Origin of the sequence: Cyclobacterium lianum, from assembly GCF_900143075.1 — a bacterium.
Classification (GTDB): Bacteria; Bacteroidota; Bacteroidia; order Cytophagales; family Cyclobacteriaceae; genus Cyclobacterium; species Cyclobacterium lianum.
Genome location: NZ_FRCY01000008.1, coordinates 192,760 through 214,132 on the forward strand (window position 1 = coordinate 192,760; position 21,373 = coordinate 214,132).

At 45.6% G+C, this 21,373-nt stretch carries 14 protein-coding genes; 7 read left to right on the top strand and 7 right to left on the bottom strand.

Annotated elements, in window-relative coordinates; all coding sequences use genetic code 11:
- Position 1: 1 nt before the first annotated feature.
- The 6 genes from BUB19_RS14480 to BUB19_RS14505 all read right to left on the bottom strand — a co-directional run bounded on the left by BUB19_RS14480 (position 2) and on the right by BUB19_RS14505 (position 7,825).
- Complete coding sequence (locus BUB19_RS14480; protein ID WP_073095275.1) at positions 2 to 1,327, bottom strand: oligosaccharide flippase family protein; 1,326 nt, start codon at positions 1,325 to 1,327, stop codon at positions 2 to 4.
- Entirely contained in the window at positions 1,324 to 2,454 is a 1,131-nt protein-coding gene (locus BUB19_RS14485) for a glycosyltransferase family 4 protein (RefSeq protein ID WP_073095276.1), read from the bottom strand. Before BUB19_RS14485 ends, BUB19_RS14480 begins: the two co-directional genes overlap by 4 nt.
- The gene (locus BUB19_RS14490; protein WP_073095277.1) at positions 2,451 to 3,365 is read right to left on the bottom strand and encodes a glycosyltransferase family 2 protein; all 915 of its coding nucleotides are present in this window, start codon (positions 3,363 to 3,365) and stop codon (positions 2,451 to 2,453) included. The genes BUB19_RS14485 and BUB19_RS14490 overlap by 4 nt, the downstream gene beginning before the upstream one ends.
- Before the next feature lie 78 nt (positions 3,366 to 3,443).
- Positions 3,444 to 4,904 (bottom strand): O-antigen ligase family protein, encoded by a 1,461-nt coding sequence (locus BUB19_RS14495; RefSeq protein WP_073095278.1) that lies wholly within the window; start codon positions 4,902 to 4,904, stop codon positions 3,444 to 3,446.
- Positions 4,905 to 4,917: 13 nt separating this feature from the next.
- Complete coding sequence (locus tag BUB19_RS14500) at positions 4,918 to 7,056, bottom strand: GumC family protein (protein WP_073095279.1); 2,139 nt, start codon at positions 7,054 to 7,056, stop codon at positions 4,918 to 4,920.
- Complete coding sequence (locus tag BUB19_RS14505; protein ID WP_073095280.1) at positions 7,046 to 7,825, bottom strand: TolC family protein; 780 nt, start codon at positions 7,823 to 7,825, stop codon at positions 7,046 to 7,048. The genes BUB19_RS14500 and BUB19_RS14505 overlap by 11 nt, the downstream gene beginning before the upstream one ends.
- A gap of 153 nt (positions 7,826 to 7,978) precedes the next feature.
- Between BUB19_RS14505 and BUB19_RS14510 the strand changes: the two genes are divergently transcribed.
- Together BUB19_RS14510 and BUB19_RS14515 are read left to right on the top strand one after the other, a co-directional pair.
- A complete protein-coding gene (locus BUB19_RS14510) occupies positions 7,979 to 8,635 on the top strand; it encodes an acyltransferase (protein ID WP_084097334.1) in 657 nt (218 codons plus the stop codon).
- A 47-nt stretch (positions 8,636 to 8,682) separates the two neighbouring features.
- Positions 8,683 to 9,381: a LytR/AlgR family response regulator transcription factor gene (locus BUB19_RS14515; protein ID WP_073095281.1), complete on the top strand. Its 699-nt coding sequence runs from the start codon at positions 8,683 to 8,685 to the stop codon at positions 9,379 to 9,381.
- 31 nt (positions 9,382 to 9,412) lie between these two features.
- On the opposite strand, the gene BUB19_RS14520 is transcribed toward BUB19_RS14515, so the two are convergent.
- Positions 9,413 to 13,510 (bottom strand): response regulator, encoded by a 4,098-nt coding sequence (locus tag BUB19_RS14520; protein WP_073095282.1) that lies wholly within the window; start codon positions 13,508 to 13,510, stop codon positions 9,413 to 9,415.
- 222 nt (positions 13,511 to 13,732) lie between these two features.
- Between BUB19_RS14520 and BUB19_RS14525 the strand changes: the two genes are divergently transcribed.
- The 5 genes from BUB19_RS14525 (at position 13,733) to BUB19_RS14550 (ending at position 21,372) form a co-directional block, all read left to right on the top strand.
- Positions 13,733 to 14,914 carry a glycosyltransferase family 2 protein gene (locus BUB19_RS14525; protein ID WP_073095283.1) on the top strand — a complete coding sequence of 394 codons (1,182 nt, stop codon included), beginning with the start codon at positions 13,733 to 13,735 and terminating at the stop codon, positions 14,912 to 14,914.
- A 433-nt stretch (positions 14,915 to 15,347) separates the two neighbouring features.
- The gene (locus BUB19_RS23805) at positions 15,348 to 16,127 is read left to right on the top strand and encodes a cupin domain-containing protein (protein WP_143156048.1); all 780 of its coding nucleotides are present in this window, start codon (positions 15,348 to 15,350) and stop codon (positions 16,125 to 16,127) included.
- A gap of 120 nt (positions 16,128 to 16,247) precedes the next feature.
- Positions 16,248 to 16,838 carry an RNA polymerase sigma-70 factor gene (locus BUB19_RS14540; RefSeq protein WP_073095285.1) on the top strand — a complete coding sequence of 197 codons (591 nt, stop codon included), beginning with the start codon at positions 16,248 to 16,250 and terminating at the stop codon, positions 16,836 to 16,838.
- A gap of 141 nt (positions 16,839 to 16,979) precedes the next feature.
- Positions 16,980 to 17,957, top strand: coding sequence for a FecR family protein (locus BUB19_RS14545; protein WP_073095286.1), 978 nt, complete (start codon positions 16,980 to 16,982; stop codon positions 17,955 to 17,957).
- Between the two features lie 91 nt (positions 17,958 to 18,048).
- Positions 18,049 to 21,372 (top strand): SusC/RagA family TonB-linked outer membrane protein, encoded by a 3,324-nt coding sequence (locus tag BUB19_RS14550; RefSeq protein WP_084097337.1) that lies wholly within the window; start codon positions 18,049 to 18,051, stop codon positions 21,370 to 21,372.
- Position 21,373: the final 1 nt, after the last annotated feature.

Genomic DNA, 21,373 nt, shown 5'->3' on the forward strand with positions numbered 1-21,373 from the left:
GTTACCGGCTTTGGCTGCTGAACCTGTCAATTGCTCCCCTATAATTTTTTACAGCCTGAGACAGGCAGCTAAACACGTTAATGGGAATGTATCTCGAAAGCAGGTAAAATTTGATGCCTGCGGTGATGAAGAGTGCAATCACCAAACCAAACGCGGCACCTTCAAGTCCGTACCAATTGATAAAAAGCCAGCTAAATCCGGCACCAGTCACAAAGGTGGCAAATACCATTATCATATTAAAGAATGGCTTTCCAATGGCATCCAAAAATACACCCGATTGCCGGTCAAAGGGCTTAATCAGGGCCAGCAAAGCGAGAATTCTTAAGAATGGTACTGCATTCAGATAGTCCTCTCCGGCAATAAACAGGATGATGTAATGCGCAAATACCAGACAAAAGAGCCAGAATGGAATGGTGAGTGCCAGCATCATTCCGACCGTCTTTTCATATAGCCGGCCGATCTCGCCGTTATGGTTTGCGTCATGGGCTTCTGCAGCTTTAGGGTAGCTGATAGACGCGATGGAATTTACCGGAATTTCAACCATGTTCATCATCCTGCCGGCTGAATTGGCCAGGGCTACCTGTACGGGCGTAAGCAGCGCTCCAAGTAGAAATTTATCCAGACTGTTGGTGAGCATGGAAACGAGATTAGTGCCAAACACGAATTTACCAAAATGAAATAACCTGCCCAGCCAGTAGGTGGTAGCCCGCCACCTGATGTGAAAATACTTGCGTACCTGATAAAACGAAACCAGGGTAGCCAGGAAAAAAGCTCCGTTTTGATACCAGGCCAGCTCGGCAAGACTGAGGTTAAGGTGCCCGGCATAGCCGATACAGATCACCAGGAAAAATGGAAGACTTTTGCTGATCCCGGCAAAAAAATACGCGCTGAAATCAAACCTTGCCTGCATCAGGACCAGGTTGTGGGTATGGAATATCAGAACGGGGAGGATCCAGGAATAAATTTTCAGAATTCTGGCCAGGTCCGGAGCATGGAGTAAATTTGTCAGTGGACCGGCAGACATCCAGATAAGCAAAAACAGGAGCATGCTCAGTCCGGTATTCAGCCAGATCGCTGCAGTCTGAATTTTGGCCTGCACTGCGGGTTTTTTTCCAAGATATATTTTGATCAGCCCGTTTTGTATCAGTCCATTCCGGGCCATATCGATAATGGAAATGATGGTGATCAGCAAAACCCATACTCCAAAATCCTCAGGTGCCAGGATCCGGACCAGCAGCATAAATCCGATGAAACCGAGAAGAAAATCCACGCCCCGGTGCATCATCGTAAAAAAACCGCTTTTGAGCCAGTACTTCTTATCCGTCATTTTGCAGCTATTTGATGATAGCTTTTCAATGTTTCTGCAGCGCCCTTCCGGTAATCAAACAGTGGAGGTCGCTCATAGCCTCTGGCAGTAAGCGTTTTTCTCAACTCCTCGCTGGCGAGCAGGTTTTCTATTCCTTTACTGAGATCCTCGGGGTCAAAAGGGTCGATCAGCAAAGCCGCATTGCCGGCTACTTCGGGCATGGAAGAGGTGTTGGAGCTGATTACGGGGCAGCCGCAGGCCATAGCCTCCAACACAGGCAGACCAAAGCTTTCCCGCAAAGAGGGGTAGAGGAATAGCAAGGCCTCACTATAAATGGCAGGCAGATCTGTATTTGGAATGTAACCCGTCAAATGAATTTTCCTGATCAACTCAGGTGAACCTATGGCTGCCAACATGGATCTCAACACCTCTATGCCAATATCCGGCATGACCAAATCGGGAAAGTCAACTTGCCGTTTATCCAGCAAAGCAAGGCTTTTCAACACGCCTTTGAGATTTTTTTTGGGGTCTGTATTGCCCAGGAACAATATAAAGCGATCAGGAAGATGGTATTTTTTCCGGATGTTTTTTATCGTTTCTTTATTCTCTCTTTTAAAATGGCCGGCCACCCCGTTGTAAATGACTTTGACCTGTTCATCCGGTAGTCCAAACTGCCTCCTAATCCGCTCTTTTTCGTATTGGGAAACGGTATATAAACGGGAGGCTTTTTTGACCACTGCGGGTACAATCCATCTGCGGTAGAGGTTTCCCAAACGTTGGTACCAGGTCCCCTCCCGGAAATTCAGTTTTTCAAGGTAGATGATATCGTGCAGGGTGATGAGCAATTTGGTACTGCAGAAAAGCGGAGCTGTATTGCTGGTGCAATGCAAGAGATCTAGCTTATAGTCGTGTACGACCTTTGCCAGATGGTATTGTTCCCAGATAGGATAAGGGGAGGCAGGTAGTGGTACAATGGTGAAATTGGGGCTTGGGTCGATTGGGGTGCTGTCCTCTATTTCATTTACAAAAATAAAATATTCATTATCGCCATCCATTTCCTGCAGATTTTTGATCAGGGCAATCGCCACCATGTCCATTCCATGGCGGTTTTTTCTGAATATCCTTTGTGCTTCTATTCCGATTCTCATGACAATTGCTTCAGTGATGGGTTTCCCTTGATATTTTTCATAAACAGGCCGTCCCGAAAGCCTGCAAAATACCTTTGAAAATGAGACCAGTCTGCCTGAAGGGCAAATACCAAAAGGTTTTTGGGCAAGACGATTAAAAGGTAGTAGGCAGCGGTAAATAAAAATAGTGGCCAGCCCACATTTCTGCGCAGAAACAACCAACGGTTGCGGCTCATGTAGTAGGTTTTAAGAAGGGATTTTTTACCCACGCTCATGGATTCTTTGTGCAAAATGTAGCTTGCCGGTTCGTACCATATTTCGTAGCCCCCCTTTTTTATGCATTCACAATAATCCATCTCCTCATAATAGAGAAAATAGAGTTCGGCCATCATGCCGATATCAAAGACCACTTTTCTGGGGATAAACATGGCCGCTCCGTGTGCCAGCTGCGTGATTTCTGCTTGCTGGTATTGTCCCATATCCTTTTCCTGATAGCCTTTGCCTTTTCCTCGCCCGGTAATGGGGTTGATGGCTGAAAATCCGGCATACTGAATCGTATCCGGGGCATCATGGTACAGGATTTTTGGACATACCAGGCCTGCTTTTTCCGCCTTAAGGGATCTTTCAAGCAATACGTCTAGAATGTCCGGTGCCACCTCCGTATCGTTGTTGATCAGAAAAAAATAGTCTCCGGCAGCCTTTTCCATACCCCGGTTATTTCCCCCTGCAAATCCTTCGTTCCGGGGATTTCGTATCAATATGGTATCCGGAAACTGTCGTAAAATTTCTTCCGGATCTTCGGTAGAAGCATTGTCTACGACGATGATTTCTAGATGGGGATAGTTTACTTTCCGGAACGATGCCAGAAAATCAAGCGTATGGAGCAGGCCGTTATAATTTATGGTGATGACAGAAATTAGAGGTTTATCCATATGTTAAAAATTCATTTTTACTTGCTACAAATATTGTCCCGATCTCATCGGAAGAATCCTCGACGGGTAAAATCACCATTACCCAGAGTGTTTCGTGGTGATTTTTTTCGTATCGATTTCACCTTTTGGTGAATGGTTTTCCCTGTCCAGGTCTTCTGCCAGATAAAAGTAAGCCCAAGACATGTACAGGATCAATCCGGTGGGCATTTGCCCGAGAAGTGGATTCCCCACGGAAGCTGCAGCGATACCTACATACCCGGCAAACAATGCCAGTAGTTTTTGCCTGAGCCGGGGGTTGTTCACTTTCCATATTTTAAACAAAGCCATCAATGCAATGAAGGCCAATATGGCCACGTGTAAACCAAGACCGACGATGCCCATTTCGGCCCAGATTTTGATAAACCAACTGTCGTTGGGTGTTTCGGCCAGAAAGGTACCCGGGCTGAATCTTTGCCCCCAGAATCCAGATGTACCAATACCTCCCCCGAAAGGCCTGGTTTTCAGGTATTCCGAAAATTTTGCTTTGTTGGCAAGCCGAACGTTTAGTGATGCATCATTGGGGTCCAGCGCAGATCTCATTCTCCTGATCTGGTAATAGTCATTGCCTATGCTGGTGAATTTCAAAAAGATGAAAATCAAGGTTAGGGAAGCAAGGCCCAGGGTCATCAACTTAAAGTTTTTTGAAGCGAAAAGATATGCCAGCGAACCTGCTACAGGCACCATCAAAGCACCCCGCGTACCGCTCATGATCATCAGGTAGAAAAACAGCAGGGCACACAGCGCCAGTACGATTCGTTTTTTTGTTGAAAAAGGGCCCAGTGCCAACACCAGGGCAATCATGCCCGAATGGGCGATACCGGCACCAAACTGACCTGCATCTGAAAAGAAACTAAACACCCTGAGGTTGCCAAACAGCACATGGGTAGAGCGGGATCCGGCATCCAGCCAACGATTCTCAGCTCCATCCAGACCAATATAATATTGCCTCAATCCCCAAAAAGAAGCCAGGACCGAAAATAGCAGGATAATTTTGATCATAAAATCCAGGTCTCGTTTCTTATTGGCGTAAAGCAATGTGAGGGGTACGGTGAGCATCATGTACAGGGCGGTGCCCCGAACGGCATACACCCAGGCCTCAATGCTTCTGGCCTCAGGATTAAAAAGCTCAGCGATATTGTAGGACATCCATAGCAGCGTTACTGCGAAGAGGCTGTTTTTCAGATATTTGAAATCTGTTTTAACCTTCCGGTGAAAGACTGCGCTAAATAGCACCGCTGCGAGAGCAAAATCAACAGATAGTCCCAGGGGCAAACTTGGAATGTACCTGCTGGCACCTATGGAAACAAAGGCAAAGACCAATGCGGTGGCAAGGGCATTTCTTGGATGCTGCATCATAAAGAAAAACAGCAGCGCCGCTAGTGGCAGTATTATCAGGATACCAATCCCAAAAGTCCCAAAGTATACCACCACCAGACTGATCAGAAGGGCCAGTATTAGCCCCGAAAGGGGCAAAGCGATATGAGGACGAGAATACTCCATCAATTGAAATGGTTCAGGAAAGCAGCTTTTTTATTTTGGAGCGTATCAAAGATCTCTTTTTAGGAATTTCTCCTATGATGTCTTCCAGTTCATCACTTTTCATCTTATTGAGCCAGATCAGGTGAGGGATCTCAACCATTTCCTTTAAGTTGTTGAGCAAATGCAGGTCTGCCTGGGTCCATTTGCGTTCGGCATCCAACACCATCACCAGGGCGTTTGCCTGATTGATCAGACTGTAGTTCAGCGAAGCCTCAGCGATATTGGGCAATTCCCATAGGATAAATTCTTTTTCATTCTCAGAAATCTTATTTTCCCAGTACTTTTCGTTATTTATTTGTAGGCTCGCCGTCTCCGGATAGGAAAGGGTTGCACAAGGCATAGCGGCGGTGTCAGCAGTCAAACCCCAGTACACGGCCTCCCGGTTTTGCTCATTGAGGTCTTGTACCAATTTTTTGATCAAAAATGTCTTCCCTTCCCCGGGTTGTAAACTGTAAAAGAGAATCAGCTTTTTTCCTGATTTGGGAAGATGTTTGCTCAGGTAGTTGTGCCACTGTACGATTTCTTTCTGGCTTAGTTTTTCCTTGTCTACCGACCTCTCCATCAACCTCTCATCGAGCCAGGCACCTGCTACTTTCAATCCGGTGAGTTTTTCGGCTCTGGGGCCTGATTTGATCGTATTGTCCAGAAAAAAAGTCAGCAGAACCAGGGAGAGCATCACTGTACCTGTAGCCAGTCCGCCGCCCAGGGTCAATAGCGCCCTTTTAGATGGTAGGGGCGTTTTTGGGAAATACGGGGCATCAATCAGCCTTTGTGAGGAGGACATTTCCAGGTCGTATTTTTTCAAATAGGCCATATTCAGCCCATGCAGGATCGAGAGATATTGGTCCTCATTGACACTGACTTCCCGTTCCAGTTTTTTCAGTTCTGCACCCAGGGGAGCAAATTCCTCAATCTTTTCCGATAGGTAGGTTTTTCTGTTTTGCATGACGTCCAGCGCCTGCTTCTGCTCTTCATACAGAACTTTTAACCGCAACCATTCCTCGAGTATGGTCTCTCTTTGCAGTCCGTTCAGCGTATTGCTGTTTTTAAACAGTTCGACAGATGCCTCATCGATCTGATTCTTCAGGCTGCGGATTTCAGCCTCCAGCAGCCCGATTCTGGGGGATTCATCGCTTCGCATGGTCAGCCGCTGTATTTCCATATTTTTGGCGACAATATGATCCTGCAGTGTGCCGATTCGCTGAATAATAACCTGCCGTTTGTCAAAATTTTCAAACATGCTTTCTATTTCGTCCAGGTTGGACGCTGTGCCAGAGATCAAACGCTTCGATCGTTCTTCATCCTGTTCGTGTTCCAGTTTGGCAATGTCCAGGTATTTGCCCTGCTCGTAATAATTCAGGATCCGGTTTTGCGTCATGAATGCTTTAAGCGATTCCTCCGCCGCCCGCAATTTGTCCTGCGCGATGAGCAATTGATTTTGAAAATAGGTGATGGAGTTGATGTTTTCGAGTTCCTTCATTGCTGAATACCTGCTCATAAATTCATCGGTAATCAACCTGAGCGTGTGGTAGCAGATGCCGGGATCGTTGGTTCTGTAAGCGATTTCCATCATGTCGCTGGATGCTTTGCGGCCTACATACAGGCGCTCAATAATCTTGCTGATGGCATAGTGGTCGTGTTCCCTTAGCAGGTATTCAATCGGAGAGTTTTCATACCTTGAATAATGATTTTTTATCCTGGCCAGGGTGGCAGCTTCATCACCGGGAACGGCCAATTCGCTCCACAACTCACTTGAAAAATGAGTTTTAAGCGCTGCAAAGGCTTTATTGCCAATCACTTCACTATCGGGCTGAGAGAGCGCCAGATGCCCCGCCAACAGCCGCAGAGACGCTTCTTCTACAGTCTCTCTTGACTTGACCAGTAGCGTAAGGTTATCAAAGAGGTTGTTTGAAGTATAAAAATCCATTCTCACCACACCCCCATCAGTGGCGCCCTGATTGGAGGTAGGGTTGGTAAAAACGATGGTTTTGCTTTCGTATTCCCTTGGCATATTGCTGGTAAATCCATAAACAGCCACCGCAGCAATGACAGGTGGCAGCAGGATCCAGAGTTTGTTTTTCCAAAGTAATAGGATGAATTGTTTAATTGTCATTTCTCAGGATGATATTGGCTAAGGGCATTCCGATAAGGATTTCGAGTTTTTTGGCAGCGACAAAAAAATCACTCCTTGCATTTTCATATTCTGAACGCGCAATGGTATGGATCTCCGCATTTCTCATATAGCTGGCAGCGTCCAGGTTTCCCATGTTAAATTCCATTTCCATCTGTTGCAGGTTTGTTCTGGCTTTTTCCTGCATCTCGTACCTGATCTGCATCAGACGGTGGGCCAGTAGTAAGCTGTTGTATTCTTCTACCACTTGCTCGCTCACTACCAGTTCCATTTCACGGGTTTTAAAAAAGGTAGCCTCCAATTCATGCTGTTGTAGCTGAATTCGATTGCCTCTGTTAAAAATTTCAGAAAAAGGTATGCTCAGATTTGCTCCGGCCCGGTAGCCGTTGGCGATATTCGATAAATCTCCACCACCCTGCGGTCCGGTAGTCAAAATGGCCTGGTTGCCATACCCGTAATCGATGTATATCCGAAACAAGTCAGTCCAGGATTTTTTAGCCAGTTTCACCCTTTCCTCCGCTGAGCCGACAAGCGCCTCGTTGAGCTTGATGGTGGGGTGATTGGCCAAAGCCATACTGATGATGCTGTCTAAACTGAAAAGCTGAGATTCCAACGGTCTATCCAATGCGAGCTTGTCCAGTGGATCGCTTGTTTCCTGCGCAATGCCTTTTGTTCCGGTTGAGAAAATCACTGCAACTAAAATGACTATCAGCTTCGGATAAGATCTTGTTTTAAGCGGCACAAATTTCATTTATTTATATATCAATGACAAAAATAGGTTTACGTAAAATAATTTACTGTTTTAGCTCTATTTTTAAAATAAAAGTAACAAAATTTTTAATTTATCCTTTTTTTTTGAATTTAAATTTACAGCGTATATATTCATTAATTATTTAAATGTTTGATGATAAGGCACAATATTGCAGGAAAACTGAGCGAAAAAAGTCGGCTCCTCTATGGCAGGAAAGCAAGTGGTGTGATCGAGAAAATCAATCTGTATGTGGACCTGGTAAAGGATATCCTTCAAGGATCGTGGAGGTTGCTGAATGCCAGATTTTACCTCCGCAATTGTGCGCAGGTTGGTAAGTGGGTGACGGTCAGAGGCAGGCTGCGAGTGGAAGGCGCCGGAAAAATTGCGGTTGGAGACCACTGCAAGATATGGTCGCATATGGGCACTACCCAGTTGTTTGCAGACAGAGGGGCATCGCTCGAAATCGGGGAAGGGACCTTCATCAATACTGCCTGTATTGTTTCGGCAAGTGAACGCATATCCATAGGTAAAAATTGCCAGATAGCCAATCAGGTGATCATCATGGATGGAGACTTCCATGGCGTAGACGACCGGTCGGCCAAGGGGAAATCTGCCGCAATCATTATTGAAGAAGATGCCTGGCTGGCTACCAGATCGATGGTGCTGAAAGGTGTAAGAATTGGCAAGGGTGCAGTAGTGGCGGCAGGGGCAGTGGTTACCAGGGATGTAGCACCATATACAATGGTGGGAGGAGTTCCGGCAAAAACAATTCGAAAATTACAAGAAAACCAAACCGTTTTGACGGATTAAATTGCTTAATTGGAGCGTCAAAAAGTGAAATTAAACCTGAAAATTAAATGATCCGTTGCGTAATTATAGACGATGATGCTGCCAGCATCGAGGTGTTATCGCATTATATTTCCAAAACCAAATCCCTGGATCTGAAAGCTAAATTTACAGATGCCATAGAAGGGCTGAATTTCCTAAAGGAAAACAGGGGCAGTATTGATTTGATATTACTGGATATCGAAATGCCTGAAATGAACGGTTTTGAAATTCTCAAACACAGCCAATACGACGGAGCATTGATCGTAATTTCCGCAAATCATGAAAACGCCATATCTGCATTTGAGACCAATGCCTGTTTCTATTTGCAGAAGCCATTTGCCTATGCCCAATTTCTGAAAGGGGTAGAGAAATGCAAAGAGACAGAGATCAGAATTGATCCCAATGCCTATTCCAAAGACTTTATTTTCGTAAAAGACGACAGGCTATACAAAAAAATTCTTTTTGGAGAAATCAGTTATTGCGAGGGAAAAGGAGACTACATCAGTTTGAAATGCAAATCTCAGACCTACACCATCAAATCCACCATCTCTAATTTTTTAGACAAGCTGTCCGGCAACCCGGAATTTGTACAGGTGCACCGCTCCTATGTCATAAACCTACATTATCTGACTGATTTTGACAGTGATACAGCGGTAGTGGATGGGAAAATTATCCCGATAGGTGCCAAATATAAGGAACAGCTAAAAAATAGCGTCAATTTTCTTTAGCCTACTAAAACCTGCACATGCTACCGGACATTTAACTTTTCAGAAAATTTTTGATCAAACCCTTTACGGTATCCATTTCTTTGGTAAAATCCTCCATCATATCGCTGACACCGTTGGCCTTGAAGGAATTCAATTCTTCAAAAGTCAGCGCCATTTCATACAATTCACTGAGTCCTGCGGTAAGGGCTGATCCTTTTAGTTTGTGGCCTTCGCTGTTAAAGCCGGGAAGGTTTTGCTCTTCGAAATGTTTGGTCAATTGTTTTTCAGACTGATCCAGCTCGTTTAATGTCAATTGCAGTATGTCTTTGATGACCTTGGGCTCGTCACCAATGTATTCGATGACTTTGTCTATGTCAAAGTGTTTTTTTGAAAGGCTACCGATCGACGCATTATTGCCATTTTCTGCACTTGGGGGCACAGGAACCTCACCTTTGTTAGATCCGTGATTTGGTTTGATCCATTTTTCAAAAATCTGAACAATATTTTTCTCCACGATAGGTTTGGCCACAAAGTCTACCATTCCGGATTCCATACACTTTTCTCTTTCACCTTTGACGTTTCCAGCAGTGATAGCGACGATGGGAATATCCTTGGTCTCCGGTGAGGATTTGATTTTTCGGGTGGCTTCATGTCCGCTCATTACCGGCATCTGTATATCCATAAGGATTATGTCTGGCCGAAATGCCTGCGCCATTTCACATGCGGTCTGCCCATCAGTAGCTTCTAGTATTTTGGTATTCGGGGAAACTTTAAGCACGATGGTTTTGGCCAAAAACATGTTGATGGCATTGTCTTCAGCGATCAGCACGATCAGGTCGGATGCAAGAGCTACTGCGTCGTTGTCAGCACTGTTGTCTGTGTTGGCGGGCAATTGCCTGGGGTTGAGTTGAGCCAGGCCATTGTAGAGGGCATTTATTTTGATGGGCTTGGAAATTTTGATTTCTATAGACAGTTCCTTACAGGTTCTATAGATAAAGTCGTCATCGGCCGAACTGTGTAGCAGCATGATGGGACAACTGGCCTTATGCGGGGGGAAATTCTCCCTGATTTTTTTTACGGTCTCCAGACCATCCATATAAGGCATGTTCAGATCCATCAATATCACATCATAGGGCTCCTGATGTTCGATCTTTTGCAGGGCGTCGAATCCATTCACAGCTTCCTCCATACGGATATTTTTCAGAGAGAACATTTCCTTCAGAATAAGCCGGTTGTTTTCGTTATCGTCTACCACCAGAACCCTTTGGATAAAGCTGATGTCGGTTTTTTTTATGTTGTCCCCATGTTCTGTTTGCAAATTGATGTCAAAAAAGAATTTACTGCCCTCATCCAATTTGCTTTCCAGTTTTAGTTCAGAGCCCATCATGAACAAAAGTTTATTGGATATGGTCAGTCCCAGGCCTGTTCCACCATATTTTTTTGTAGTAGACCCGTCTTCCTGGGAAAATGCGTCAAAAATCTTTTGCTGGTTTTCCTCGGAAATTCCTATTCCTGTATCCTGAACTTCAAAACGTACAATTCGCTCTTTTTCGTTCAGCATAGCGATGGTCTGTATTCGCAAAGCGATTTCGCCTTCGTTGGTGAACTTTACGGCATTGCCCAGGAGGTTAATCAAAATCTGCTTAAGCCGGATGTCATCAATAAAGATAAATCTGGGAAAATCCTTTTCCAGATGGAGCAACATTTCCACTCCTTTGTTTTGTGCCTGGTAGGAGACCACATCAGTTGCCTGCCCTGCCAATTCAAAAATATCGGTTTTATTGATGTCTAACTCCAGTTTGCCGGCTTCGATCTTAGAAAAATCTAAAATGTCATTGATGATATTCAGCAGGGTGTTGGCCGATTGATTGACAATACCAATGTACTGGTTTTGCACCTCAGTAAGTCCGGTTTTTAGTAAAAGATCGGTAAAACCGATGATGCCGTTTAGCGGTGTCCTGATTTCATGGCTCATGTTAGCCAAAAACTCAGATTTCGCCAGGCTTGCTTTCTCGGCCAGCTCTTTGGATTCAATCAGATTTTTTTCGAGAATATTTCTGTCAATTGCGTTGGAGATGCTGTTTGCAAAGCTTTTAAGCAATGAAATTTCTGCCTGAGACCATTCCCTTTCCAATTTACAATCGTCATAGCCTATAAAGCCCCAGAACCCTGTGTTCGTAAAAATGGGTATGGCCAGTATGGATTTGATGTTCTGGTTGGCCAGAAATTCCCGTGTGGAGGAGTCTTCCGGCATTTCTGATAGTATGGCAAAGAAAATTTCATTGTTTTCCATCGGCTCCACAAACTCGCCGAAGAAATTGATGGGAACATTCTGAAGGTCTGGATTATTGATCTGAGGTTGAACTTCATCGGCGCTCCACTCAAACCTTTGTGAGGTGAGCACGGACCCGTCCTCTGCAAAACTGTTTTCCCAATAATAGACCCTGTCAACATCAGCCGCTTTTCCGATCAGTTCCAGGCTTTTCGATATCGCTTCATATAGATTCCGGTTGGACAACAACTCATCCGTAGCCCGGGAGATTGCCAGGAGCATCTGTTCTTTCTGAATAAGTTGGTTTTCCCGGCTTACCGTTTCATGGATATCCTGTATTGTACCAAAAAGGTAGATACATTTGCCTTCTTCTATATGGGCCTCGCCAATGGTTCTAACCCAAATTTCCTTGCCTTTTCCGGTAATAATTTTTAACTTCTCATCCCAGGCCTTTCCATAATCACGTGCAAGTGCAAAGAGCTCCTGCATCCGCTCCCGGTAAAAGCCCTCTTTATAATACATGAAAGCGTCCTCTAAATCTGGATCAAAATCGGGACCTACTTCGAAAATGGCTTTTGTGATGTCGGTCCAGCTTAGCGAATTTTTTTCCGTATCGAATTTCCAGCCACCGATTTTCGCCATTTTATGGGTTTGGCTGAGCAATTCCTTCGTATTCTGAATACTTCTTTCCAACCTTAACCTTTCGGTGATGTCTATAGAATTTCCGATAACGTAACAATTGCCCTGGTAATCTTTTTCAAGTGTATTGCTGTACAGCCAAACCTTTAGGCTGCCATTTGTTTGCCTGGTCGTCATCAGCCCCTGGGCTTTTCCGTCCTGACGCAGCTCTTTAAAATAGGTGTCAATTTCCGGATGATACCTGGTAGGAATGATATCCCATAATTTTTTGGACAGCAACTCTTCTACGGTATAGCCCAGCAGACGCGCTCCATAATTATTGAAACTCAAAAAATTGCCTTCCATGTCATGGGTAAGCATCAGGCCCTGACCGTTTTCAAAGAAGGAACGAAATTTTTCCTCACTTGAACGCAGTCTTTCCTCTTTTTCCTTTTCTTCACTGATATCCCTGCCAATAGCAAAGATCCATTTGTTTTTTACGTCACCCGTAGCTGTCCAGGAGAAGGTTTTATAGCCGTGTTTCTGGGTTTTCAGGCGGTGTCTGAAACTGGTGGTAGCGTCCCCCCGGACCAGTTTATCGATTTCCGCCATGGTGCCTTTTACGTCGTCGGGATGGATGTAATCTGAAACAGGCTTGTCCGACAACTCCTCCTCACCATACCCCAGCAGGGTCTTGAATGCTTTGTTCACTTTGATAAACTTACCGTCGAATCTGATCACGGTAATCAGGTCCTGAGATATTCCCAAAGCTTTGCTCAAGAGCCGGTCCTCAAAATTTTCCATCCGGGCCCTGATGTAGTCCTGTACTTGAAGCCTCAGCAAGTCCAGATTTTCTGCAAGGAACTTTGTGGATTCTGGTCGGGAAGACCGCAAGGCTATCAAAAATCCCAATGCACGATCTTCTTCATCTTTGATTGGCATTGCAGCCAGATAGGATGCCGGCGCAGATTGTTTTAAAAAATCACTCGCTGCAAATTTCTTGTCATCTTGTAGCTGCAGGGCTTCTCCAAAACCGCTGAGCCCATTCAAAAAGGGATATACCCCATCTTCGCGGGAAATATGTCGGTCTGTTTTATCTCCCGACTGCGCTTTGAGCCAGATTCCTTCCTGATCAATGAAGCCAATAAAAACCTGTTCACATCCGGTCAGCCTTTCCGCGAAAAGCAACATCCTATCGAAAAATCCGTTTTGATTACTTCTAAACTGATAGAAATCAGCTGATTGATATGATTTTTTCATGCTTTATAAAGAGTTAGCGCTATATTATTCTCAATAATAGCCCTTTTGATCTTTCTCCCGAATGAACAAAATTATTTGTTGATGGCAATCATTGAAATAGGAATCTATTTTTAAAAAGCCAAAATTCGGATAGCTATAAAATTTCCTTCTAATGCTCTTGTCTTTTGTGTACAAATTCGAAAATTTAATTTTAAATTCAAATTAGTAAACCTATTTAATCAGATGCTTGATTTAATTTTCTGGATGGCAATCGCCATTGTGTGTTACACTTTTTTGGGATATGGTATGGTGCTTTATGCATTGGTAAAACTAAAAAAATGGCTTTCCCCTGATGAAGCTGGCCAAAATCAGGACTTTTTCCCTCCTGTAAGTCTGGTAATTCCCTGTTTTAACGAGGCGGACATCATACCTGCCAAAGCAGAAAATTCCCTCTCGCTCGATTACCCGGCGGATAAGCTGGAAATTATTTTCATCACAGATGGATCTACCGACAACTTCAGGGAAGTGTTGGACGAATTTCCGCAGGTCAAATGTATGCACGATAACCGGAGGGGGGGGAAGACAGCAGCGGAAAATCGTGCAATGGCAGCCATAAAAACGCCGTTCGTGATCTTCACCGATGCCAATACCTTGCTCAATCCGGAAGCCATCGGAAACATGGTCAGGCATTTTAAATCGGAGAAGGTAGGCTGTGTATCGGGAGAAAAACGGGTCTTGATGGAAGCGTCTGAAGAGGCCAGCGCCGCCGGTGAGGGCATGTATTGGAAGTATGAGTCTTTTTTAAAACGCTTGGATTCCGAATTGCATTCAGCAGTGGGTGCAGCAGGAGAGCTGGTGGCCTTCAGGTCTTCGCTCTACGAGACATTGCCGGAAGATACCATTCTGGATGATTTCATGCAGTCAATGTTGATCGCCGCTAAAGGTTATAAAATTGTATACGAACCTCAGGCCTATGCCCTCGAAAGTGCCTCTGCCTCGATTAAGGATGAATTGAAGAGAAAGATCAGGATTAGTGCAGGAGGCTGGCAGTCCATGAAAAGACTTCTTTCAAAGATCAGGCCCTTCAATCAGGGGATGTTATTTTTCCAATATTTTTCTCACCGGGTGTTGAGGTGGACGATTACCCCTTTTTTATTGATTCTGATTTTTTTTCTGAATATTTCGCTCTGGTCAGCAGGCTTGCTGTACCAGTTGCTGATGGTGGCTCAGCTTCTGTTTTATTTTGCCGCGGCCCTGGGCTACCTGCTGGAAAACAAAAAGATAAAGGTCAAAATCCTGTTTGTGCCTTTTTATTTCTGTTTGATGAACTATGCCGTCATTGCGGGTCTGTTCAGGTTTTTACAGGGAAGTCAGAAAAGTACCTGGGAGAAAGCCAGGCGCAGGACCAGCCAGAGCCGGTCTTAGTTGCCTGGATCTGCTCAAAACCTGGCACAGTACAATTTGGTGCGTATTGTTTACTGATTAAAAGCCTGCCCGAATAGGTTTCTATGGTAGCTGGAAAGTTCCGTTTTCAGCGTTTGATTGTTTTTCCCGATAAACGCAGTTAGTAGTAACCTCAGTGCGATTGTTGGTAAAATAAAAGTCCTGGCAGGACGAAATGCCTGTAAACCGGGTACTATCCCGTGGAAATTGGGTAGCAATTTATCACTTTGGCGATATTGCCGCCGTTTCCAGCAACAATGCTGACAAAATCCGACTACTGACTTTCTTCTCTAAAACCTCTTCGACAAACCGTACTCAGGTAAACAATCCCCGCGGAGGACCTGAAAATTTTTTTAACAGGCAAATAGTCATAAATTAACCAATCGATTCAGTAAACTCTAAACCCAACGCTACAGTGAAAAGTGTATTGACCTGTCTCCTGATTTTGATAATGAAGTCTGCATTTGCTCAAAAATTACCCCATCCTTCTGCCGTATTTGAATGGAACATGTTGCCTGCCGCTACGCAGGGGGCATTGGAAGAGAGAAAATTGCTGGACTGGCCCACAGAGACACTGGAAAATTTTGCCGTAGACCATTATGCCCTGGATACTTCTGCCGACACCACACTGGAACCTGGTGCCGAGCGACTGATTTTAGTAACAGATGGCCGCCTGGCTTTGGATATCAATGGTCGGGATGGTAGTCTGGGAGCGAGGAGCGTGGGCCTGATTCCTGCGGGCATGTATGCACGGTTAACCGCATTAAACGAAAGGAAGGCGTCTTTCTTTGTCATCTCCTGGGAAACAGACAGAAAAGGACCGGATACCTCCCCATCAGCGCCAGAGCCCCTTTTGTTTGATTATACCGAAATGGAATTCAAGGAAAACGCACGTGGAGGGAGAAGGAGCATCATGCAGGCTGGTACAAGCAAACTAAATGAGTTGGAAATGCACATCACCACGCTTCGGGAAGGAGAAAAAAGTCATGATCCCCATGTACACGCCGATGAAGAAATCATTGTGGTCCTTCAGGGTGAGGTGGAAGAGTTGATCAACGGTACCGCCTATCGGCTGGGTCCCGGTTCTGTAATATACCTGGCTGCGTTTGACCCGCATGGCATACGCAATGCGGGAAGCGGTACCTGCGAATATTATGCTATCCGCTGGATTACGGATAAAACAGCCCGCCCATAGTGCGTCCGTTCGTAAGCAGGGACTTTTTTTTTATTTATCCCGGAAAAAGGTATATTTAGCAGCAAATGCCAGTACCTTCAATTCATCCAGACAGCCAAAACCAACCCAAATAGCCAGATCATGGGATTATTGGATAAACATTCGGACGAATCATTGCTCATTTGTCTAAGACAAGGCGATGTCAGGGCGTTTGATGAGCTGTACCACAGGTATGCGAGAAAACTCATGGCTTTTTCGCTGACATTTTTTACCGACGAATATCTGGCGGAAGAAGCCGTTCAGGAAATTTTTGTAAGAATTTGGGAGCGGAGAAAGAAGCTCGATGAGTCCAAATCATTTAAGAGTTACCTCTTTCAGGCCGTGAAATTCTACATGTACAATCATATCCGTGACAGGAAGAAGGAATGCTGTCTGGATACGGCGACAAGCCATCATACCCTGGTCAGTCAGGACACCGAAGCCAGGTTGGACTATGAAGAGCTGGAACAGCTGGCAATGGACATGATCGGGAAGCTGCCAAAGGTGCAGCAGGAAGTTTTTAAACTGAATAAAATGAAGGGCTTGAGCAGTGAGCAGATCGCCTTACAGATGAACCTCTCCAAACGTACCATTGAACATCACTTGTACCTGGCCTCCAAATCCCTGAAAAAGGGATTGCTGCACCACGCTTCTTTTTCCTGGGTCATTTTTACGGGCATATATTTTTACTGAGACAATATCCCCATTTTCTACGGAATTAAATTTTGATATTCTGATTTATCCCTAATCTTATATTTAATTTGATTATTTCTCGCTTTCCGTTAAGTAAATGTCCGGACTTGTGTTTTATACTGCCAAATCACAATAAACCCGGTGGAAAAGAAAGTACTCATCAAATTTTTAAATGGCACGGCCGATGCTGCGGAGCGTAGCAAGGTGATGCAATGGCTGGAAAAGGACGGATCCAGGGAAAAATTTGATCGTTTGCTTCTGGATCGCTGGAAAAATGTCGGGGAAGGTGAAGATGATGAGAGGGATTACGAGGCACTTTTAAACAAGATACACGCGCGCATCCTCCGCCCATCCAGATCAATTCGCCCAAATCCATGGGTCAGGTATCTCAGGGTAGCCGCCTCTGCTTTGTTACTGATGGCCAGCGCCTATTTTTTAAAACAGTCAGCAGAATACACCGAACCTGTTCCGGTTATCAGCGAAAGGATCATCGAGCGATCTACCAGCGATGGTGAAAAACTTCAACTCACCCTTCCGGACGACAGCAAGGTCACCTTAAATGCCAATTCTACCCTTTCCTTTTCTTCTCACTACGGCCTCAAAGAACGGGTGGTGCGGCTGTCCGGAGAAGCCTTTTTTGAGGTGGCCAAAGATCCGGAAAAACCATTCCGCGTAGAGACCGACGGTCATATGACCCGGGCTCTGGGTACCAAATTCAATACCTATGCCAGGTCAGGAAATTTTGCCGTAGCCCTTACAGAAGGGAAAGTGGCAGTGCAAGGAGCCCAAACCGCGATTGAACTGCAGCCTGGGGAATTGGCCCGGAGTAGCGGCAGCACCACCATCAGCGTGGGGCCATTCGATATGGATCAGGTGATCGGCTGGAAAGAAAACACCCTTGTTTTTGACAGAAAACCCCTGACAACTATTCTGGAGGACCTGGAAAGATGGTATGGAGTGGAAATGGCCGTCGACCCCGGCCTCAATGTCAATCGCCGGGTAATCGGTACTTTTCGCAACAAAAACCTGAACGATGTACTTACCGGTCTGGGATTTTCACTGGGCTTTGCATTCGATATAGACAACAATACAGTAACCATCTCAAAAAATCGCCTATGAAACAAAAAAACGCAGGACAAAACCTCCATCGCCAAATGAATTGCTTTGCCCTGCTGATCTTAAAGTGTAAAACTCAAAATCCTTTAAAATTATGAAAAGAAAACTACTGTACCTAATCAAGATGGTATCGAAAAATCTATTGTATGGTTTGGTGCTTCAATGTTTGTTCATGACTACATTGATGGCACATGAGATCAGTGCCCAAATCAAACCCATTGATGAGTCTTTTGTTCGCCTGAAGCAGGTAGAATGGAGGCTTGCGGAAATCTTCCGGGAAGTGGAAGAAAATACAGATTATCACTTCGTATTGCCGGAGGATATTCTGGACAACAGTACTGTGCTGGAACTAAAAAGCAAAAGGCAGTCGGTCAATGAATTGTTGCTGGATGTTGCCCTGGGGGCGAATCTGAAGTTCAAGCAGGTAGACAATTCCATTTACGTGGCGCAGGGAAATCAGGCTCCGGAATCAACCATAGAAATTTTAATCGATGAACGCCCCATCACAGGAAGGGTACTGGACGTAAACGGAGAGGGAATTCCGGGTGCCACCGTATTGGTAGAGGGCACCACCATCGGTACAGCTACAGATATAGACGGCAACTTTACCCTGGAGGTACCTGACGATGCCATTCTCGTGATTTCCTATATCGGCTACGAGTCGCAGCGCATAGAGCTGGGCAATCAGGATGAAATCACCGTCACCATGGAGGAAGACCTTTCTTCTTTGGACGAAGTGGTAGTAGTAGGATACGGTACCCAGAAAAAGGTAAACCTCACCGGTGCGGTAAGTACGGTCAGCTCCGAGGATATCGTCAATCAACCAGTAGGGCAAACCTCTATGGCATTACAGGGAATTGCCCCGGGAGTGACGATCACGCAGAGAAGTGGGCAGCCAGGTGCAGATGGTGGCGCCATCCGTATACGTGGTGTGGGTACCCTGGGAAATCCGAACCCACTGATCATGGTGGATGGGGTAGAAACCAACCTGAACAATGTAGACCCCAACGAAATTGAAAGCATTTCCATATTGAAAGACGCCTCCTCAGCGGCCATTTATGGTGCACGTGCTGCCAATGGCGTGGTGCTGATCACCACCAAGAGAGGTGTGGAAGGTGTACGGGTGAATTACAATATGTATGCCGGTTTTCAGGTCCCTACGCGCATGCCGGAAATTGTAGGAGCCCTGGATCACATGGAACTGGCCAACGAGGCCTTTACCAATGTGGGCAATGACCCGCAATACTCGGAAGAATTCCTTGCCGATTACCGGGCAGGCATGCCTTCCGATCAGTACCCAGATACGGACTGGCAGGCCCTGACGCTAAAAAATACGGCCTTTATGCAAAATCACAATGTAAGCATCAATGCCGGAAGTGAAAAAGCAAGGGTTTTTGGCTCTATCAGTTACCTGGATCAGGATGGTATCATCCCCAACACCGATTTTAACCGGTTTAACATCAGACTCAATTCCGATGTAAATGTTTCTGAAAAGCTTACCTTATCTACAGATATATTTTTGCGCAGGGCCTATCAGCGGGAACCTTCATCAGGCACAGGATATGTTTTTCACTGGATGCGCCGTATTCCTGCCAATGAAGTAGGTGTACTGTCCAATGGCAGATATGGCGAAGGCTGGAATGGAGACCACCCTCTTGCACGCGCCAAAGACGGCGGCCTGCGGACTGAGGAAAGTTTGGATGCCATTCTCAACTTCCGGTTGAATTATAACATCACCGATTGGTTGTCAGCAGAACTAATGTATGCTCCCAAATTCTGGAACCCGCATACCAAGAGCTTTTCCAATATCACCCAGACCTATGCGAGGGATGGAGTGACTCCTACTCACTTCGTACCTCAGCGAAATTCGTTGACCGAAAGGTATGATCGCGAATGGTACAACAATATCAGGGCGATTGTCACCATGGACAGGACCTTCAATGAAGTCCATACGCTGGGTATCACCGCCGGATACCAGCAGGAGGACCAGACCAACAAGTGGATTTCAGCTTACCGGGAGGTGTTTCCACTTCCCCAGTACCAGCAGATCAATGCCGGGAACCGGGCCAATGAGCAAACCGGAGGTGCGGCTTCTCACTGGGCCCTGCAATCGGTTTTTGGCCGGGTCACATACAACTACGATGAAAGATACCTGCTTGAAGGAAACGTACGTCGTGATGCTTCTTCCCGTTTTGCAGAAGGAAATCGGGTAGGGGTTTTTCCTTCCTTTTCTGCCGGGTGGCGAATCTCTGAGGAGGCTTTTATGCAAGGCAATTCCGGAGTTATCGATCAGTTGAAGTTGAGAGCCAGCTGGGGTCAATTGGGTAACCAAAATATAGGTTTGTATCCCTTTGCGGCATTTATGTCCCTGGGAGGTGGTGCGCAGGACTATGTATTTAATGGAGCGAATGCACCCGGAGCCGCTTTGAACAGCATGGCCAACTCTTCCATCCAATGGGAGCTGACCGAAACCACCGACATCGGTTTGGATTTTAACCTTTGGGGCAAACTGGATGTAGCGGCGGACTATTACATGAGAAGAACAAAAGACATTCTCCTTCCCCTGAATATTCCTCAAACTATCGGTTTGACAGAACCATATCAAAATGCAGGGGAGGTAATTAATAACGGTTATGAGCTGATGCTCAATTACCGCAATAAAGTCGGAGACCTGAATTACAGCGTGATGGTCAACTATTCTGATGTAAGGAATGAAGTTATCGACATGCGGGGAATTGAACAGACCGGCCTGACCGTAAACCGGGAAGGATATCCGATCGGATCCTTTTTCGGATACATCTCTGAAGGCCTGTTTCAGACACAGGAAGAGGTTGACAACCATGCCGAACAGTTTGGCGATATTGCACCCGGAGATATCAAATATCGTGATGTGGACGGAGATGGTATGATCAATGACCGGGACCTGGCCGTGATCGGTAGCCCGATTCCGCGCCATACCTTTGGTCTGCGGCTCAATGCAGATTATAAGGGCTTCGACTTCTCTCTGTTTTTGCAGGGAGTAGGCAAAGCCGATGGCTACCTGTTTGGACAAGGTATCATGCCTTTTTACCTGGGAGGCACCGTCCAGGAGCAGCACAAGGATCGCTGGACTCCGGACAATACCGATGCATCCTTTCCCAGGCTGGCCTGGAACCGAACCAATAATGAGCAAAATTCAAGTTTTTGGATGCGCAATGCCGCTTATCTGAGGGGTCAGAATGTACAGGTGGGGTATTCTCTTCCACAGGATGTTCTTGACCGGCTAAACATTCAGCGGGCACGCATTTACCTGAGCGGTAGAAACCTCTTTACCATCACGGATTTCTACGAAGGATACGATCCCGAGGCACCCGTGAGCAATGGGGGATGGTATCCGCAAATGACGACTTATACCATGGGCTTGAATGTTAACTTCTAAA

What these genes read in the sequence shown, in the direction of transcription:
- BUB19_RS14480 (WP_073095275.1), bottom strand. Translation starts at nt 1,327, where the DNA reads ATGACGGATAAGAAGTACTGGCTCAAAAGCGGTTTTTTTACGATGATG.
- BUB19_RS14485 (WP_073095276.1), bottom strand. Translation starts at nt 2,454, where the DNA reads ATGAGAATCGGAATAGAAGCACAAAGGATATTCAGAAAAAACCGCCAT.
- BUB19_RS14490 (WP_073095277.1), bottom strand. Translation starts at nt 3,365, where the DNA reads ATGGATAAACCTCTAATTTCTGTCATCACCATAAATTATAACGGCCTG.
- BUB19_RS14495 (WP_073095278.1), bottom strand. Translation starts at nt 4,904, where the DNA reads ATGGAGTATTCTCGTCCTCATATCGCTTTGCCCCTTTCGGGGCTAATA.
- BUB19_RS14500 (WP_073095279.1), bottom strand. Translation starts at nt 7,056, where the DNA reads ATGACAATTAAACAATTCATCCTATTACTTTGGAAAAACAAACTCTGG.
- BUB19_RS14505 (WP_073095280.1), bottom strand. Translation starts at nt 7,825, where the DNA reads ATGAAATTTGTGCCGCTTAAAACAAGATCTTATCCGAAGCTGATAGTC.
- BUB19_RS14510 (WP_084097334.1), top strand. Translation starts at nt 7,979, where the DNA reads ATGATAAGGCACAATATTGCAGGAAAACTGAGCGAAAAAAGTCGGCTC.
- BUB19_RS14515 (WP_073095281.1), top strand. Translation starts at nt 8,683, where the DNA reads ATGATCCGTTGCGTAATTATAGACGATGATGCTGCCAGCATCGAGGTG.
- BUB19_RS14520 (WP_073095282.1), bottom strand. Translation starts at nt 13,510, where the DNA reads ATGAAAAAATCATATCAATCAGCTGATTTCTATCAGTTTAGAAGTAAT.
- BUB19_RS14525 (WP_073095283.1), top strand. Translation starts at nt 13,733, where the DNA reads ATGCTTGATTTAATTTTCTGGATGGCAATCGCCATTGTGTGTTACACT.
- BUB19_RS14540 (WP_073095285.1), top strand. Translation starts at nt 16,248, where the DNA reads ATGGGATTATTGGATAAACATTCGGACGAATCATTGCTCATTTGTCTA.
- BUB19_RS14550 (WP_084097337.1), top strand. Translation starts at nt 18,049, where the DNA reads ATGAAAAGAAAACTACTGTACCTAATCAAGATGGTATCGAAAAATCTA.